Here is a 16,423-nt window from a genome sequence, read left to right on the forward strand (position 1 = left end):
GGGGTTCCTTCCGGATCAGGCTTCTGCGGGCACGGGGGTGGCGGCCGTGGTCGGCACCTCGGCCAGGGTGATCGGCCCGTGCGTGCGGTGCCGCCAGCGCGACCACGCCCAGCCGACGAGCAGCACGCCGCCGATGAACAGCAGGGCGCTGTACTGCAGCCACCACGAGGTGCCGGTCAGGTCGTAGATCTCCGGCCGGGGCCAGATGAGGTTGATCGCCATGCCGACCTGGAACGCCACGGCCAGGGCGTTGAGCGGGATGCCCCAGCGACCGAGGGTGAACAGTGGCTTGCCGTCCTCGTCCACCCCGGTCGGCAAGCCCGTGCGACGGAGCTTGATCCGCTGGACCAGCAGCGGCCCGGTGACCCCGAGGTAGGCCAGGTAGAGCATCGCGATGCACAGGCTCGACAGCGCGGTGAAGATCGCGGACTGCCCGATGTTGACGGCGAGGGCCAGCCCGGCGCCGACCCCGACGACGATCGACGCGGCGATCGGGGTGCCGGTGCGGGGCGAGACCCGGGCGAGGGTGCGGTGGAAGGGCAGCGCCTTCTCGCGGGCCATCGAGTAGACCATCCGGGCTCCGGCGGTCTGCACGGCGAGGGTGCAGGCGAAGACCGCGACGGCGACGGTGCAGAGCAGGAGCCGGCCGAAGACGTCGCCGAGGGTCGAGGTGATCACCCAGGCGAGCCCCTGCGTGGCGAGCTTGCCGTCGGTCAGGCTCGGGGCGGCGACGAGGGCGCCGATGATGAGCAGCCCACCACCGAGGCCGGAGACCGTGAGTGCCCGGACGATCGTCTTCGGGGTGGTCCGGCGCGGGTTGTGGGTCTCCTCGGCGAGCTCACCGGCCGAGTCGAATCCGACCATCACGTACGCGGCCATCAGCGAGGATGCCAGGAACGCCCACACGTACGGCTCGGTGCTCGTCGAGCCGGCGGTCGTGAACACCACGGAGGCGCTGCGGTGCGGCAGCAGGAACAGGGCGCCGATGAGCACGATCACGCCGATGATCTCGATGAGCACGCCGAAGCTCGTCACGCGGGCCATCAGCCGGACGCTCGTGATGTTCACGATCGTCGTCACGGCGAGCATCACCAGCCCGAGGGCCACCGCGTTCGCGGCACCGGTCGGCGACGCGACGGACGGGTCCGCGCCCGGACCGCCGACGACCTGGAACCCGTCCCAGATCGCGGGGAGCACGGCCTGCACGGCGATGGCCGCCACCGCGACGGTGAGGATCTGGCCGATGATCATCGTCCAGCCGGTGAACCACCCGAACCGGGCTCCGGCCAGGCGGCTCGACCACTGGAAGATCGCGCCCGAGATGGGCCAGCGGGCCGCGAGCTGCGCGAAGTTCAGCGCGACGAGCAGCTGGCCGCCGAAGACCAGCGGCCACGCCCAGAAGAACGCAGCACCGCCGAGCCCGAAGCCGAGTCCGAACAGCTGGAAGACCGTGGTGAGGATCGAGACGAAGGAGAAGCCCGCCGCGAAGGAGGAGAACGAGCCGACCCCGCGGTGGAGTTCCTGCTCGTAGCCGAGGCGGGCGAGCCCCTGGGTGTCGACGTCGGACGTGGCGCGCGGTGCGTGGAGCGGTGCTTGCGGAGAACGCATGACTGCAGACCTTTCGCGGAGTACCTGTCGGGTGACAGGTAGTGCGACAAGTGTCTTGCGGCCCTGTGTCGGCGCCGTTGCCCGTCTGTTTCGAGTGCGTGACGGCAGGCCCCGGCGTGTAAACGTTCCGAGTCGGCGGCCGGCTGTGGCGGCCCGCCGAGGACCACCTGCGGGCCTCAGGCGGTGGCGGGGGCGTGCTGTCCCGCCACCGGGAAGGGGCCCGGCGCGGTGTCGCCGCCGTACCGAGCCACGATCTCCGCGGCTGCCGACACGCTGCGCCCGATCGCGTCCTCGGGCACCCGCAGGAGTCGGAGGCAACCGCGGGTGACCGCCGTCGCGTACGCCTCGCGTTCCTCGGGACGCCCCCAGTACCGCTGCGAGACGACGGACTCGACGAGCCCGAACACGAGGTCGACGTCGTCCTGCTCGGACGGCGTCCTCGTCGAGCCGAGGTGGGCCAGCACCTCGGCTGCGAGGCGCTGGTAGCGATCCCGCAGCGAGGCGGCTCCGGCATCGTCGTCGCGGAGCGCCCGTGCGACCCCCGGCATCCGGAAGACGGCGACGATGTCGTCCGGCGTCGACAGCACCACCGACGTGTCGAACGACGAGAGGGCGGCGAGCCGGGTGACCGGGTCGATCTCCTGGTGGTCGAGCCAGTCCGCGAAGGCGACCGCGGGCGAGGTCGAGCGCGCGAGGAGCTCGAGCACGATGTCGTGCTTCTCGGCGAAGTGGTAGTACAGCGAGGCCTGCTTGATGCCCACCCGATCAGCGATCTGGCGGGTCGTCGTCTCCAGGTACCCCTGCGTGGCGAAGAGCTCCGCAGCGGCGTCCAGGATCTCAGCACGGGTCGTCCTGCCTGCTCGCCGCTCGCCGGTGGCCCGGGGGCGGCCGCGGGGTGCGCGTGGGCGGTCGGGCGCCTGGGTCGGTCCGTCGGATCGATCGGTCATGCGTCGTCGGCCCCTCCCACGATCGCCCCGGCCTGGACGACGAGCGAGATGCTACCGGGTGTCGTCAGGACGGTGAGGTCCGTGAGCGGGTCGCCGTCGACGAGCACGAGGTCGGCGCGTTTGCCGGCGGTCACGGTGCCGACGTCGTCGCCGACACCGCAGAGGTCCGCGGCGACCGACGTCCCGGCGGCGATGGCCAGCTCCGGCGAGAGTCCGACGTCGACGAGTCGCGCCAGCTCGGCGAGGTTCGTCCCGTGCGAGACGATGCCCGCGTCGGTGCCCATCGCGACCGGCACCCCGGCGGCGACCGCTGCGGCGATCCGTTCGGCCCCCTCGGCAGCGAGTCTGGCGCGTTTCCGGGCGGCCCACGGCGGCGCGTCGGCCGAGAGCGTCCGGAGGAGGGTCGACAGTGTCGGGACGAGAACGGTCCCGTGCTCGAGCATCGCCTCGATCGCCCGATCGTCGCTGAGGTAGCCGTGCTCGACGCTCCGGACGCCGGCGCGCGCCGCGGCCTCGACGCCGCGCGCCCCGATGGCGTGTGCGGCCACGCCGGCGAGCCCGTGCCGATCGACCTCCTGCACGACGGTCCGCATCTCTGCTTCCCTCAGGCCGCCGCCCTCCGGGTGGCTCCTCGGGCTGCCCACACCGCCGGTGGCGGCCACCTTGACCCAGTCGGCACCTTCTCGCACGACCTCTCGCGTCAGCCGCAGGAACGCATCCGGTCCGTCGCCGACGGCTCCGGCCCCGGGGCCGTCGTCCAGCGGGAGGCCGCCGATGGTGCGGGAGTCACCGTGGCCGCCGGTGACGCTCAGGATGCGGATCGCCACGAGGAGGCGCGGTCCGCTGACGACGCCGTGCTCGACCGCGTCGCGGAAGCCGGCGTCCGCGCCGGCGAGGTCGCGCACCGTCGTGACGCCTGCACGGAGCGTGGCGGCGAGGTGGGGGACCGCTCGGAGCGTCTTCGCACTCTCCGGCTCCGTGATGGCGTCGAGCGTCGTCGTCGTCGGGCTGGTCGTCAGGTGGACGTGGCAGTCGACGAAACCGGGCAGCAGTGTGCGTCCGCGTCCGTCGACGATCCGGAGTCGGTCGGCTCCCGCAGTGGCCGCGATGCTCGTCGAACCGGTGGGGGTCACCCCGGCGATCCGGTCGCCGGCGACCTCGACGTCGACGTGGTCGAGAGCCGAGCCGCCGGTCCCGTCCACGAGCCGGACGTCACGGACGAGCAGGGGCGGGTGGATCGAGGGCGGCGTCATGCTCCCATCCTGCACCAATACCTGTCGCTGACAGAATTCATCTCGCGGAAACACGGCGACACGTGTCGGAAACGGTCGGGACCTATTTTCGATCACTGACAGGTTCCGCCCCGCACCCGACCCGAGAGGTCTGTCCGATGGCCCTTTGCACCCCGCGCACCGTCACCCGTCCACTCACCGTCGCCGCGCTCCTGGCGAGCATCGCGCTCACGGTCAGCGCCTGCTCGACGACCGGTTCCGCTGCAGGGTCCTTCGACTCGACGGACACCTTCACCGCCGTCTACCTCGGGTCGTACTCGACGCCGCCGGACCCGGACATCAACTACGACGGCCCGGGTCTCAACATCATCGAGAACACCTACGAGGGCCTCGTGGCCTACCGCGACGGCGCCGACACCGCGGAGATCGTGCCGGAGCTCGCGACGAAGTGGTCGGTGTCCGACGACGGCCTGACCTACGACTTCACCCTGCGTCCCGACGTCACCTTCCACGACGGCACGCCGTTCACCGCGGAAGCGGTCGTCGACTCGTTCGAGCGCCGCACCGCCGTCGACGGTGGCCCCGCGTACATGGTCGCTGACGTCGCATCGGTGGAACCCGACGGTGACCACCGCGTCGCGGTGCACCTCAAGGCGAAGAACACGGCGTTCCTCGACTACCTCGCCTCGCCGTTCGGCGTGAAGATGATCAGCCCGACGGTCCTCGACGAACACGGCGGGAAGGACCACGCACAGGAGTACCTGACCACCCACGACGCCGGTACCGGGCCGTACGAGCTCTCGGAGGTCGACACCGGGTCGTCCTACGGGATGCGCGCCTACGACGACTACTGGGGAGACGCGCCGGCGATCCCGGACGTGACGTACCGGATCGCGGAGAACGCTTCGTCGGTGCAACTCGAACTCGAGCGCGGCGAGGTCGACGCGGTGCTCAACGTCACCTCGAAGACCGCCTACCAGCGCATGTCGGAGACCGAGGGCCTCGCCGCGTCCACGTTCCCGAACTTCACGACCCAGACCCTGTTCGTGAACCCGGCGTCGAAGGCGTTCCCCACCGTGGACGACCGTCACCGGCTCTTCAGCGCGATCAACACGGAATCGGTGATCGACGCCTCGATGGGGGACCTCGAGGAACCGACCTCCGAGCTGTTCCCCGCGGGCATGACCGACGCGTCGATCAGCGAGCAGGGCGTCACGCATGATCCGTCCGCGCTCGCCGCCATGGCCGACAGTGGTACCACCGAGGGCCGGACCATCCGGGTCGGGTACGCCGGCTCGAGCGGCGACGGCAAGGCGTTCGCGGACGAGCTCGTCGCCGAGTTCGGTGACGTCGGCCTCACGGCCGAGTCGGTCTCGTACGCCTCGGGGTCCGCCTACACGATGACGGACGACCTCGAGGCCGCTCCCGACCTCTTCGTGATGTCGGTCTTCCCCGACGCCGGGCACGTCGACGCGTGGGCTCGGATCCTCTACACCCCGAAGGGCGGCCTCGACCTCTTCGGCGCCGAGGTCCCCGGACTGACGGATGCCCTCGACGATGCGGTGGCCTCGGGTGACGACGACGCCTACGCGGCGATCGCTGCTGCGGTCAACGACTCCGGGTACTGGCTCTCGACCGGCTCGCTGAACAGCACCACGGTCGTCCGCGACGACGTCCGTGGGGTCGACGACGCGCAGAACGTCCTGGAGTACAACGTCCTGCACTTCGCCGCGCTGGACCGGGACTGACGGACGAGGGGCCTCGATCCGGCCCCTCGTCACAACACCGACCAGCAGCCGATCCGGAAGGGGTCATCGTGACCAGCACAGCAGCGTCCGCGCAGAGCACGACACCAGCCGATCCGCCCGATCCGCCCGACCCGGTCGTCCGCGTCGCCGACCTCCGCGTCGTCCTGCACCGTGACGGAGCGCCCGTCGAAGCGCTCCGGGGTGTCGACCTCGAGGTCGCGCCGGGCGAGGTACTCGGGCTCGTCGGCGAGTCCGGTTCGGGGAAGACCGTCCTCGGCCTCACCCTGATGGCGTTGCTCCCTGCGGCTGCTCGCCCGGTGGTGAGCGGCACGGTCCGGATCGCCGGCGAGGACATCGTCGGAACCACCGCCGAGCACGACCGTGTGGTCCGCAAGGAGCACATCGGTGCCGTGTTCCAGGACCCGATGACCTCGCTCGACCCCACCATGACGATCGGCGCCGCGCTCGCCGAGGTCGCCCGCAATCGTGCCCACGTGCTGGAGCTGCTCACCGACGTGGGCATCCCCGACCCGGCCGAGCGGCTCGGGGCGTACCCGCACAACCTGTCCGGCGGTCTCCGCCAACGGGTCATGATCGCGCTGGCGCTCGCGAGGAACCCCTCACTCATCATCGCCGACGAACCGACCACCGCACTCGACGTCACCGTGCAGGCCCAGATCCTCGCGCTCCTGCGCCGTCTCCGTGCCGAACGCGGGTGCTCGGTCGTCTTCGTCACCCACGATCTCGGCGTCGCGGCCGAACTCTGCGACCGCGTTGCGGTGATGTACCGAGGCGAGATCGTGGAGAGCGGGCCCACGGCGATGGTCCTCGAGAAGCCTCAGCACCCCTACACCCGGGGGCTCCTGGCCTCCCGCATCGACCTGGGCACCCCTCGGGACCGACCGGTGCCGTCCGCGCACGACGCGGACCGGGTGGACGACCTGCCCGCGCTCTGGCCGCAGGTCGTGCTGGGCGACACCGCCGTGGAACTCCGCGGTGTGGAACGGACCTTCCGCAGCGGACCGGTGTGGCGCCGGCGGTCGGTCGAAGCCGTCCGCGGCGTCGACCTCACTGTCCGGGCTGGTGAGTCCCTGGCGCTGGTCGGGGAGAGCGGCTGCGGCAAGTCCACGACCATGCGGATCATCGCGGGGCTGGACACCGCCAGCGCTGGGACGGTGTCCGTGTTCGGTTCCGGGCGTCCGCAGATGGTCTTCCAGGACGCCGGGGCCTCGCTCACGCCGTGGTTGTCGGTCGGCGAGATGCTCGCCGAACGCGTCCGCGCGGCGCGGCGCGGGGTCGCCGCCGGTGCGGTCGCGGAGGCGGTGCACGAGGTGCTCGACCGGGTGGGGCTCCCGCAGGACATCGCCCGGGTCCGCGCCACTGCGCTCTCCGGCGGGCAACGGCAACGGGTCGCGATCGCCCGAGCCGTCATCGTGCCGCCGTCGGTGCTCCTGTGCGACGAGCCGACGAGCGCCCTCGACGCTTCGCTCGCCTCCACCGTGCTGAACCTGCTCGGGCGGATCCGACGCGAGCTCGGGATGACCATGCTCTTCGTCACCCATGACCTCGCCGCCGCGCGGATCGTCTCGGACCGCATCGCTGTGATGCGACAGGGGCGGATCGTCGAGACCGGCGACGCTGATGACCTGTGCGCCGCCCCACGGCACGCCTACACCGCTGCGCTCCTCGCGGCGATCCCCGGCGATCGACTCTCGCTCGCCCGGACCGGGAAGGACCGCCCGTGACCGTCACCACCACCGCGTCGTTGCGACCGACCGACCGACGCTGGCAGCGCGTCACCGCCATCCGACGGCGCGGACGCACCGTCGACCTCGTGGCCATCAGCGCGCTGGGCGTCGTCGTGGTCGTCGCGCTCCTCGCTCCCGTGATCGCCCCCTACAGCCCGGTGCTGCGGTCCGGGACAGCGTTCCTCCCCCCGGGCTCGGCAGGGCACCTGCTCGGCACCGACGCGCTCGGCTACGACATGCTCTCGCGGGTGCTCCACGGCCTGCGCGCGAGCCTCGTCGCCGCGTTCATCGTGATCGCCAGCGGGGTCGTGTTCGGCACCGTGGTCGGGCTGCTCGCCGGTTCACTCGGGCGATGGGCCGACAACCTGCTCATGCGCTTCACCGACCTGTTCCTCGCGATGCCCGGACTCGTCATCGCCCTCGCCGTCGCGGCCGCGCTCGGCCGGGGGTACTGGAGCGCACTGCTCGGCATCGCGGTCGTCTGGTGGCCGATGTACGCGCGGCTCGTGCGAGGAGAGATCCGCGCGTGGGCTGCCCGCCCGCACCTCGAAGCCGCCGTCATCGGTGGGATCGGATGGTGGCGCAGGACCACACGGCATCTCCTGCCCGGCGTGACCTCGACCATCGTGGTCACCGCGAGCCTCGACATCGGCGGGCTCATCGTCGCGCTCTCCGCACTCTCCTTCCTGGGTCTCAGTTCGCCCGCTCCCGCACCGGAACTCGGTGCCATGGCGGCGCAGGGCGCCCAGTACCTGCTGGAGTACTGGTGGATCCCGGTGGTGCCGGGGCTCGCCGTGGCGGTCGTCTCGTTCCTGGCGAACCTCGCCGGGGACGGTGTCCGAGACCTGGTGAGCCGATGACCCGGAGCACCACGCGCCTCCCGGCCTGCATCCCGACGACCGTCGTCCGCTGCAGCGGACCCGAGCAAGGAACATCCGCATGACCGCCTTCGTGCTCCGCCGTACCGGCTCCATGCTGGGCGTCCTGGTCGCCCTCACCATCGTGTTGTTCTCCTTGCAGGAGCTCAGCGGCGTCGACCCCGCGCGTGCGTACGTCGGCGCGAACGCCTCCGCCGGAGCGGTCGACCGTGCCAGGGCGTCGCTCGGGCTCGACCAGCCTGCTCCGATCCGGTACCTCGCCTACCTCGGGGGGCTCCTCCACGGCGACCTGCAGAACTCCCTCCGCACACGGACACCGGTCGCGGAGGGGATCGCGACCGCCTTCCCCGCGACGCTCGAACTCGCGATGTGGACCCTCGCCATCGCCCTCCTGCTCGGTGCGGCGTTCGCGTTCCTGACACGGTCACCCGTTGGCGCGGTGCCGGTGTCGTCAGGATCGTCCTCCTGTCCGGTGCGGCGGCCCCGACCTTCCTGCTCGCATCCGTCGGCCTCCTGTTCCTCTACGGGAAGCTCGGACTCGTCCCCGCCAACGGCCGCTCCTCGTTCACGGAGTCCTCTCCCGGACCCACGGGGTTGCTCGTCGTCGACGCGGTCCTCGCCGGGCGGGTCGACGTCGCCGGTGACGCCGTCTGGCACCTCCTCCTCCCCGCAGCCTGCGCTGCGGTGTCGCCCGCGGTCGCGATCGGTCGGGTGCTGGTGGACGGCTTGCGGACGAACCTCGTCGCCGACCACGCGCGCACCGCGCGTTCCGCAGGGATGCGCGAGAGCGCCGTCCTCCTCCGGCACGCGCTCCGGAACGCCCTCGGTCCGACGCTGTCGATGATCGGACTGCAGGCCGGGATGCTCCTCGGTGGACTGGTCGTCGTCGAAAAGATCGTCGGTTGGCCCGGACTCGGGAGCTACCTGGACCGTTCGGTCCAGTCGAGCGACTTCCCGGGCATCGCGGGCGTCGCGCTGCTGCTCGGCGTCTCGTTCGTCGTCCTGAACACCGTCGTCGACCTGCTGCAGGTCGTCGTCGACCGCCGGCTGGCGCTCGCCTGAGGCCGTCGGCTGAAACCACCACGAGAGGAACCACCGTGAACGTCACCGGCAACACCGTGCTCATCGTCGTCGACATCCAGGGAGGGAACGTGCCGAAGGATGCCAACCGGACCGAGATCCCTTCCATGGAGGGCCGAGCGGACCGAGTGCCGCGCGTGACCGAGATCATCCGACGCTTCCGCGAGAACGACCTGCCCGTGGTCTTCATCCAGGAGGTGCACAAGCCCTCGCTCGTCGACATCGGCCGCGAGCTGGACGGGACGGAGGGGCCGCACTGTGTCGAGGGGTGGCCGGAGACGGAGCTCGCCGAGCACATCGATCCGCGGCCGGAGGAGTTCCTGATCAAGAAGCGCCGGTACTCGGCCTTCTTCGGGACCGAGCTCGAGATCGTGCTGAAGGCGTACAAGGCCGAGACCGTGGTGCTGGTCGGCGGTCTCACCGACGTCTGTGTGCACTACACGGCCGTCGATGCCCACCAGCACGACTACCGGTTCCGCGTCGTGACCGACGGCGTCGGCGGATCGACACAGCAAGCGCACGACAACGCGCTGGCGGCCATGCAGTACCTCCAGCGCGACGCGCTCGTCACGACGGCCGATGTGACCGCCTGGCTGGACGACGTCGAGGCCGACGCGCTCGAGCCGGTCCGGTGACCGACGGTACGGACCGGATCGCACACGGCACGGCACCCCGTGCGGGCTGATCCGGAGCATGCCCCCGTGCGGCCGGAGTCGGCGGGTACGCCGCTCTGGCCGCTCGCGATCGGGACGTTCGCGATCGGGTCGGGCGGCGGTGTCGTCGCCGGCCTCCTGCCCTCGATGGCCGTGGACCTCGACGTGGGCCTCGCGGAGGTCGGGCTGCTCGTCGCGGTCTACAGCGTCGTGTACGCGGTCGCCGCGCCGGCGGTGGCGTTGTTCGGGCACCGCATCCCGCGACGGAGCCTCATGCTGTGCTCGCTCGCGGCCTTCGGTCTCGCGAGCGTCGCGATGGCGCTCGTCGACTCGTACAGCGCAGCGGTCGTGGCGCGGGGGCTCGCGGCGGTGGCCGCTGGAGGGTTCACACCGACGGCGACGGTGCTCGCGTCGCAGGCAGTCTCGCCGGAGCGGCGTGGCCGGGCGGTCGCCACGGTCTTCGGTGGACTCACGACCGCCTCCGTGGTCGCAGCACCCATCGGCGCGCTGCTCGGACCTGCGGTCGGGTTCCGTGCCGTGTACGTCGGGATCGGGGTCACCGCCGTCCTGGCGGCTGTGGCGATCGCACTCCTGGTCGCCCGGCCGACCGGTCTTCCGATGGTGCAACGCGACGCGCCGACTGATGGACTCCTGACGGGTGTCGCTGTGTCGGGTGCCACGACGCCCGTTCTCGGACCGGACGAACGCCGGACGGACGCGCTCCGAAGGCCCGGGGGCGGCACGGCTGCGTTCGGGTGGGTCGCGGTGGTCCTGGCGGTCTCGATGACCGAGACCCTGGCCGCCTTCATCGTCCAGACCTACGCGGCTCCGCTCCTCGACGTCCTCGCCGGAGCGGCCGGGCCGACGCTGAGTGGCATCCTCGTCAGCTACGGGCTCGCCGGGGTGGTCGGCAACGTCGTCGGCGGTCGCCTCTCCGACCGGTTCGGGGCCGCGATCGTCCTGTGCGCGGCGCTCCTGGGAGCCGGTCTGTCGCTCGCTGTGCTGACCTGGGCAGGTGGGAACGCCGTCGGTGCCGGTGCGGTCTTCGCGGTGTGGGGCTTCTGCGCATGGGCGGCCAACTCGCCCCTGCAGACGCTGCTCCTCACGATGTCCGGGCGCTTCGCCCAGGTGGTCGTCGCCCTCAACTCGGCGGTCATCGCCCTCGGTACGGCTGCCGGCTCGGGGATCGGCGGGCTGCTCGTCGACGGCGGCCGGACCGCGGAGCTCGGCGCCTGGTCGGGGGCGGCGATGACGGTGAGCGTCGCACTCACCGTCGTCGTCATCGTGGGGCAGCGACGAGCAACTCTCCGCGGTCGGGGGATCACTCGACGTCGACGTCCCGCTTTCCGCGCCGGACGATGAGCGGGTCCGGCTTGCCGATGACGTCGGCGGCCTTGTCCGGGTAGTCGAACTGCGTCAGGAAGTACCGCATCGCGTTGAGCCGCGCGCGCTTCTTGTCGTTCGACCGCACGATCGTCCACGGCGCGTAGCGCTTGCTCGTCCGGGTGAACATCGCCGTCTTCGCCTCGGTGTAGTCCTCCCACCGGTCGAGTGACAGCAGGTCGATGTCGGACAGCTTCCACCGCCGCACGGGGTCGAGCTGGCGCATGGCGAACCGGGTCCGCTGCTCGCGACGGGTCACCGAGAACCAGAACTTCGTCAGGTGGATGCCGGAGTCGACGAGCATCCGCTCGAACTGCGGCACCTGGGTCATGAACGACTCGTACTCGTCGTCGCTGCAGAAGCCCATCACCCGTTCGACGCCGGCACGGTTGTACCAGGAGCGGTCGAACAGGACCATCTCACCGGCGGCCGGCAGGTGCTGCACGTACCGCTGGAAGTACCACTCACCGCGCTCGCGCTCGGTCGGCTTGCTCAGCGCCACGACCCGCGAGGTCCGGGGGTTGAGGTGCTCCGTGAACCGCTTGATCGTGCCGCCCTTGCCCGCGGCGTCACGCCCCTCGAAGAGCACGACGACCTTCTGGCCGGTGTCCTCGAGCCAGTACTGGCACTTCAGCAGCTCGATCTGCAGCAGGTACTTCTGGTACTCGTACTCGTCCCGCGGCAGGCGCTCCGAGTACGGGTAGTCGTCCTGCCAGGTGAGCACCGGGTTGCCGTGCGGGTCGATCAGCTCCGGGTCGGCCGTCTGACCGTCCGCGACGCTGTACCCCTCGGTCCGCAGCTGTTCGATGTACTCCCGCAACGGCTGCGAGTACGGCGCTGTGTCCACGGTGTCCTCCCTCTGCGAGCCGATCGGCTGTCGGCCCCAGGGCCATCCTGGCCCGGCCACCCGCACGACCGCCCCACGCCTCGCCCTGGACGCGACCCGATGACGGCCTGGAGGCGCGGTGCGGGCCCGCCCCGTGCCTCCCGACCGCATGTGGCCCTGCACAGGCATGATGGCTCCATGACGGACCAGGCCGAGATGATCCACCCCGAGATCGCACCGAGCGGAGACGGGTGCGTCGAGTGCGACGCGACCGGCTCGTGGTGGGTGCACCTGCGCCGCTGCGCGGCGTGCGGCCACGTCGGCTGCTGCGACGACTCCCTCAACACGCACGCGACGCGGCACTGGGAGGAGACCGGGCACGCGGTCATCCAGAGCTACGAGCCCGGCGAGACCTGGGCGTGGGACTACCGCGACGACACCCGCTTCGAGGGGCTCGAGCTCGCAGCGCCCACCAGCCACCCCGTGACGCAGGCAGTCCCCGGGCCGGCGGATCGCCTTCCCGGGGACTGGTTGGAACTGCTCGGCGGATCACGCTGATCCGCGGCGGTCGTCAGGTCAGACGGCCGCGGTCGCCTCGTCGCGGTGCGGGAGCTTCCAGCCCGGACGCACGAAGTGGCAGGTGTAGCCGTGCGGGTTCTTCTCGAGGTAGTCCTGGTGCTCGTCCTCGGCCTCCCAGAACGGGCCGGCCGCGGTGACCTCGGTGACGACCTTGCCGGGCCAGATGCCCGACGCGTCGACGTCCGCAATGGTGTCGAGCGCGACCTGCTTCTGCTCGTCCGAGGTGAAGAAGATCGCCGAACGGTAGCTGCGACCGATGTCGTTGCCCTGGCGGTCCTTCGTCGACGGGTCGTGGATCTGGAAGAAGAACTCCAGCAGGTCCCGGTACGAGATCTGGGACGGGTCGAAGACGATCTCGACCGACTCGGCGTGGTCGCCGTGGTTGCGGTACGTCGCGTTCGCCACGTCGCCGCCGGAGTAGCCGACGCGGGTGCTGACGATGCCGGGACGACGACGGAGGAGCTGCTGCGCTCCCCAGAAGCATCCGCCGGCGAGGATGGCGGTCTCGGTGGTGGTCATGGTGGCCTCCTGGGCTCTCGTGTCACTGGCTGCGACACCGTGTGGTGCAACCGGCAACAGGGACGATCTGTTCCCGTCGTCAGGTCCGCTGTGGGGCGCGGACCCACCCCGGGTGTGCGGTCGGTACGACTCGACCCTACGAGTCCGTGCTCCGTGTCGCCCCTGCGGTACGGTCAGGCCACATGAAGCGGTCATCCGTGCACGACGAGGGGCAGCGCCCGTGTGTTCGTGACGCCTCGCCGGAGCAGGTCGGATGACTGCACCTGATCCAGCTCGGTGGGTGTTGCACCCGAATCCGGTCTGGGCGGGCCGAGTCGACTTCGTCGCAGACGCGATGATCGCTGGAGATCCGACGAGTCCTCTGCGATTCGAGCAGCTCCTCTTCCGGGACCTCGGTGACGGCATCCACCAGCTCTGCTGCATCCCGTTCTTCACGTACGGCTGGTCGCTCGGTGATGGAGTGCGTCTCGAGGAGCGTGACGGAGTCGGTCCCACGCCGGCTGCAGTTCTCGAACGAAGCGCATTCTGGGTTCTCCGAGCTTTCGTTGAGAGCGATGACGCAGCCGCAGCACTCCTCGAGCTGTTGCAGCGGAATGACGCGCTCGTGGAAACGCGCGGGCGTCTGGTCGCGTTCGCGGTCGAGGGCGCCCAGAGGCTCGCTGCTGTTCGAGAAGAACTGGAAGCTCTGCAGCGTCCCGGCTTCCTGTCCTACGAGACCGGCTGGCTCTGACCCCGCTCGTTGCGGAAGGCTGCTCTCTCGTGTCGACTTTCATGGAGAAGCGCTTCCAGTGAGCCGGATCGACGCGATGGACTTCGGCTTCCACATCGAGTTCGCGCGTGCCTGAGGCGGCACGGCCGTTCTCGACCCGTCGGCGCGGTACGGTCAGGCTCACATGTGGCGGTCATCCATCGACGAAGTCCAGCGCCGTCCCCGTGGTTGGTGGCTGCTCGGACTCGCGTTCTGTTTCCTCGTCTTCCTCGAGGTGTTCGTGGCGATCGGCTCGCTGCCGGGGATGGTCGTCGCGCAACTTGAGCAGTACACGCCCTGCGCCTCCGACACGACGTTGCAGTGTTCGTACGCCGTCGGGGAGACCGCACAGTTCCTCGTGCCGGTCCTCGCACTCGTCGTCGCGATCACGACCTGGGTCATCGGGGGGTCCGGTGCTCCCACGGTGCGGCGACGGATGCTGATACCCACGATCGGCCTCGTGGTCATCGTCCTGATCTTCGTACTCGGCGTCGTCGCGATCAATCTGTCGATCCGATGATGGTCATCAACCAAACTCGCCGCCCCGCGCTCCCGAGGAGCTGATGCCGTTCACGCCAGCAGAAGCTGCCGAGCAGGCGGCGATCCTGGCCGACCTCCGCGCGCTGGGGTACGACTTCTCGAACCTGTCCGTCTTCGCCCAGGCCGGGATTCGTTACAAGGACGCGGTCCCCCTACTGATCGAGTGGCTGCGGAAGGCGCGGACGCCGGCGATGCAACAGGACCTCGCTCGGGCGTTGAGCAATCCATCCGCGAAGGGAACCGCGATGCCCGCACTGATCGAGGCGTTCCGGAACTTCCCTGACGAAGCGGGTACGCGCTGGGCGGTTGGGAACTCGATCGAGACCGCGTACGTGGACGCGTACTTCGATGACGTGGCGGCGCTCGCGCTGGATTCTCAGTACGGGCGTACCCGTCAGATGGTGGCCCTCGCGCTGGGGAAGTCGAAGCGGCCCGAAGCGGTCGATGTCCTCCTGCAACTCATGGACGACCACAACATCAGCGGGCATGCGGTGTTCGCACTGAGCAAGCGGCCGAACCCCCGAGCGCGCGAGGCCTTGGAGGAGAAGCTGACCGACGACCGCCCGTGGGTGCGGAAGAAGGCTGCGCTCGGGCTGCGGAAGATCGGGGTGGAGCCCGCCGTCTGACGGACCGGAGGCGCGGTGCCAGCTGGCACCGCGCCTCCCGTCCGGGGTGGGGCCGCGTCAGCTCGCGGTGTCCTCGAGCGCGTCGAGCGCGGCCACGTCCTCAGCGGCGAGGACGAAGTCGACGTCGGCGTTCTCGGCGATGCGCGACGGGGTGGTGGACTTCGGCAGCGGCAGGACGTCCTTCTCGAGCAGGTAGCGGATCGCGACCTGGGCGACGGTCTTGTCGTATTTCGCCGCGATCTCGGCGATCTGCTCGTTCTCGAGCAGTCCGCCGGTGGCGAGCGGGGAGTAGCCCTCGGTCAGGATGTCGTGCTCGCGGTCGAAGGCGGTCGTCTCGTCCTGGGTGTTGCCGATGAACCAGCGGATCTGGTTGGCGTGCGGGACGACGTCGGTGCGGCCGAGCAGGTCCTCGAGGTCGGCGACGGCGAAGTTCGAGACACCGATGCTCTTGGTGCGGCCGGCGTCGTAGAGCTCCTCGAAGACCTTCCACACCTCGACGTTGCCGTCGCGGTGGTCGGAGCCCATGTCGCTCCAGGGCCACGGCGCGTGGATCAGGTACAGGTCGACGTGTCCGAGGTTGAGGTTGTTGCTCGACTCCTCGAAGGCGTCGCGGGCGCCGGACGCCGTCTTGATCTCGGCCGGCAGCTTCGTGGTGATGAAGAGTTCGTCGCGGGGGATGCCGCTGTCGCGGACGGCTTCGCCGACGCTCGCCTCGTTGCCGTACGCCAGGGCGGTGTCGATGTGGCGGTAGCCGAGGTCGAGGGCGGTCTTCGTGGCGTCGTACGCGTCGGAGCCGGACGGGATCTGCCAGGTGCCGAAGCCGATCTTCGGGATGTGCAGACCGTTGGACAGGGTGAACGTGTCGATGAGTGCGGGCATGCAGCGGACAGTACGCGGTTCAGCCACGGTCACGGTGCGGAACGCGGGTGTTCTCGGGCTTGCGCGCACTCGGGGAGGAAGTGTCGGTACTCCTCCTTGCGGGCAGCGGTGCTCACTGCGCCGTCGAAGTCGGTCTCCGGAACAACCCCGACCGCGACGTCCCCGTGGCCACTCCCATCGCAGACGGCGACGATGACGCCGTCCGCTCCGTCGGCCTGAGACAGTGTCGCTGGGCGATGGAGCACCTGTGGAGACAGGTCGTACCAGACGAACGCGTCACCGTCCGGGACGAGGGCACCGGCTTCGGTGACCGTCATCCCGACCGTGACATCCACACGGGCCGGGTGACCTGCTGTGGAACATCCCGCCAGCAGCAAGGCGCCGACGGCAATGCTGACCGCGCTGATGCTCAGGCGCAGGGCGGACATG

Annotated in this window: 17 protein-coding genes and 1 pseudogene; 11 read left to right on the plus strand and 7 right to left on the minus strand. The window is 70.2% G+C overall.

Translation table 11 applies throughout. The features are described from left to right. Positions 1–15: 15 nt before the first annotated feature. The 3 genes from OE229_RS03815 to OE229_RS03825 all read right to left on the minus strand — a co-directional run bounded on the left by OE229_RS03815 (position 16) and on the right by OE229_RS03825 (position 3,808). On the minus strand, positions 16–1,608 hold the full coding sequence (locus tag OE229_RS03815; protein ID WP_262139807.1) for an APC family permease: 1,593 nt from the start codon (positions 1,606–1,608) through the stop codon (positions 16–18). 176 nt (positions 1,609–1,784) lie between these two features. Continuing rightward, entirely contained in the window at positions 1,785–2,555 is a 771-nt protein-coding gene (locus OE229_RS03820; RefSeq protein ID WP_262139809.1) for a TetR/AcrR family transcriptional regulator, read from the minus strand. Beyond that, on the minus strand, positions 2,552–3,808 hold the full coding sequence (locus OE229_RS03825; RefSeq protein ID WP_262139810.1) for a metal-dependent hydrolase family protein: 1,257 nt from the start codon (positions 3,806–3,808) through the stop codon (positions 2,552–2,554). Before OE229_RS03825 ends, OE229_RS03820 begins: the two co-directional genes overlap by 4 nt. A 137-nt stretch (positions 3,809–3,945) precedes the next feature. Between OE229_RS03825 and OE229_RS03830 the strand changes: the two genes are divergently transcribed. From OE229_RS03830 to OE229_RS03855, 7 genes and pseudogenes are all read left to right on the plus strand, one after another. Next, positions 3,946–5,535 (plus strand): ABC transporter substrate-binding protein, encoded by a 1,590-nt coding sequence (locus OE229_RS03830; RefSeq protein ID WP_262139812.1) that lies wholly within the window; start codon positions 3,946–3,948, stop codon positions 5,533–5,535. Between the two features lie 68 nt (positions 5,536–5,603). Beyond that, positions 5,604–7,280 (plus strand): ATP-binding cassette domain-containing protein, encoded by a 1,677-nt coding sequence (locus OE229_RS03835; protein ID WP_262139814.1) that lies wholly within the window; start codon positions 5,604–5,606, stop codon positions 7,278–7,280. Next, a complete protein-coding gene (locus OE229_RS03840; RefSeq protein WP_259578417.1) occupies positions 7,277–8,143 on the plus strand; it encodes an ABC transporter permease in 867 nt (288 codons plus the stop codon). The genes OE229_RS03835 and OE229_RS03840 overlap by 4 nt, the downstream gene beginning before the upstream one ends. A 79-nt stretch (positions 8,144–8,222) precedes the next feature. Then, a pseudogene (locus OE229_RS18125) lies at positions 8,223–8,453 on the plus strand (ABC transporter permease); the annotation flags it as partial. Positions 8,454–8,530: 77 nt separating this feature from the next. Beyond that, positions 8,531–9,223 carry an ABC transporter permease gene (locus OE229_RS03845; RefSeq protein ID WP_263345031.1) on the plus strand — a complete coding sequence of 231 codons (693 nt, stop codon included), beginning with the start codon at positions 8,531–8,533 and terminating at the stop codon, positions 9,221–9,223. A 35-nt stretch (positions 9,224–9,258) separates the two neighbouring features. Beyond that, positions 9,259–9,876: a cysteine hydrolase family protein gene (locus OE229_RS03850; RefSeq protein WP_259578412.1), complete on the plus strand. Its 618-nt coding sequence runs from the start codon at positions 9,259–9,261 to the stop codon at positions 9,874–9,876. A 66-nt stretch (positions 9,877–9,942) separates the two neighbouring features. Continuing rightward, complete coding sequence (locus tag OE229_RS03855) at positions 9,943–11,256, plus strand: MFS transporter (RefSeq protein WP_262139815.1); 1,314 nt, start codon at positions 9,943–9,945, stop codon at positions 11,254–11,256. Here the strand turns inward: OE229_RS03855 and ppk2 are convergent. Next, positions 11,216–12,124, minus strand: coding sequence for a polyphosphate kinase 2 (ppk2, locus tag OE229_RS03860; protein WP_027467245.1), 909 nt, complete (start codon positions 12,122–12,124; stop codon positions 11,216–11,218). The genes OE229_RS03855 and ppk2 overlap by 41 nt on opposite strands. A gap of 177 nt (positions 12,125–12,301) precedes the next feature. Between ppk2 and OE229_RS03865 the strand changes: the two genes are divergently transcribed. Continuing rightward, positions 12,302–12,661, plus strand: a complete 360-nt coding sequence (locus OE229_RS03865) for a UBP-type zinc finger domain-containing protein (RefSeq protein WP_182064299.1) — start codon at positions 12,302–12,304, stop codon at positions 12,659–12,661. 18 nt (positions 12,662–12,679) lie between these two features. Here OE229_RS03865 and msrA read toward each other — a convergent pair whose 3' ends face one another. Continuing rightward, on the minus strand, positions 12,680–13,201 hold the full coding sequence (gene msrA / locus OE229_RS03870) for a peptide-methionine (S)-S-oxide reductase MsrA (RefSeq protein ID WP_263345032.1): 522 nt from the start codon (positions 13,199–13,201) through the stop codon (positions 12,680–12,682). Positions 13,202–13,454: 253 nt separating this feature from the next. Between msrA and OE229_RS03875 the strand changes: the two genes are divergently transcribed. The 3 genes from OE229_RS03875 (at position 13,455) to OE229_RS03885 (ending at position 15,115) form a co-directional block, all read left to right on the plus strand. Continuing rightward, a complete protein-coding gene (locus OE229_RS03875) occupies positions 13,455–13,931 on the plus strand; it encodes a DUF4265 domain-containing protein (protein WP_182064300.1) in 477 nt (158 codons plus the stop codon). A gap of 163 nt (positions 13,932–14,094) precedes the next feature. Next, positions 14,095–14,469 carry a hypothetical protein gene (locus OE229_RS03880; protein ID WP_262139817.1) on the plus strand — a complete coding sequence of 125 codons (375 nt, stop codon included), beginning with the start codon at positions 14,095–14,097 and terminating at the stop codon, positions 14,467–14,469. A gap of 43 nt (positions 14,470–14,512) precedes the next feature. Then, entirely contained in the window at positions 14,513–15,115 is a 603-nt protein-coding gene (locus OE229_RS03885; RefSeq protein ID WP_182064302.1) for a HEAT repeat domain-containing protein, read from the plus strand. 57 nt (positions 15,116–15,172) lie between these two features. On the opposite strand, the gene OE229_RS03890 is transcribed toward OE229_RS03885, so the two are convergent. Together OE229_RS03890 and OE229_RS03895 are read right to left on the minus strand one after the other, a co-directional pair. Continuing rightward, positions 15,173–15,994, minus strand: a complete 822-nt coding sequence (locus OE229_RS03890; protein WP_262139818.1) for an aldo/keto reductase — start codon at positions 15,992–15,994, stop codon at positions 15,173–15,175. 29 nt (positions 15,995–16,023) lie between these two features. Next, positions 16,024–16,422, minus strand: a complete 399-nt coding sequence (locus OE229_RS03895; RefSeq protein WP_182064304.1) for a hypothetical protein — start codon at positions 16,420–16,422, stop codon at positions 16,024–16,026. Between the last annotated feature and the right edge of the window lies 1 nt (position 16,423).

It is taken from the genome of Curtobacterium poinsettiae, from assembly GCF_025677645.1.
GTDB classification, from domain to species: Bacteria; Actinomycetota; Actinomycetes; order Actinomycetales; family Microbacteriaceae; genus Curtobacterium; species Curtobacterium poinsettiae_A.

Excerpts from the sequence above, each read along its gene's own strand:
- OE229_RS03880 (WP_262139817.1), top strand. The coding sequence starts at position 14,095 with ATGTGGCGGTCATCCATCGACGAAGTCCAGCGCCGTCCCCGTGGTTGG.
- OE229_RS03865 (WP_182064299.1), top strand. The coding sequence starts at position 12,302 with ATGACGGACCAGGCCGAGATGATCCACCCCGAGATCGCACCGAGCGGA.
- OE229_RS03895 (WP_182064304.1), bottom strand. The coding sequence starts at position 16,422 with ATGTCCGCCCTGCGCCTGAGCATCAGCGCGGTCAGCATTGCCGTCGGC.
- OE229_RS03875 (WP_182064300.1), top strand. The coding sequence starts at position 13,455 with ATGACTGCACCTGATCCAGCTCGGTGGGTGTTGCACCCGAATCCGGTC.
- msrA (WP_263345032.1), bottom strand. The coding sequence starts at position 13,201 with ATGACCACCACCGAGACCGCCATCCTCGCCGGCGGATGCTTCTGGGGA.
- OE229_RS03890 (WP_262139818.1), bottom strand. The coding sequence starts at position 15,994 with ATGCCCGCACTCATCGACACGTTCACCCTGTCCAACGGTCTGCACATC.
- OE229_RS03885 (WP_182064302.1), top strand. The coding sequence starts at position 14,513 with ATGCCGTTCACGCCAGCAGAAGCTGCCGAGCAGGCGGCGATCCTGGCC.
- OE229_RS03830 (WP_262139812.1), top strand. The coding sequence starts at position 3,946 with ATGGCCCTTTGCACCCCGCGCACCGTCACCCGTCCACTCACCGTCGCC.
- OE229_RS03815 (WP_262139807.1), bottom strand. The coding sequence starts at position 1,608 with ATGCGTTCTCCGCAAGCACCGCTCCACGCACCGCGCGCCACGTCCGAC.
- OE229_RS03825 (WP_262139810.1), bottom strand. The coding sequence starts at position 3,808 with ATGACGCCGCCCTCGATCCACCCGCCCCTGCTCGTCCGTGACGTCCGG.
- OE229_RS03820 (WP_262139809.1), bottom strand. The coding sequence starts at position 2,555 with ATGACCGATCGATCCGACGGACCGACCCAGGCGCCCGACCGCCCACGC.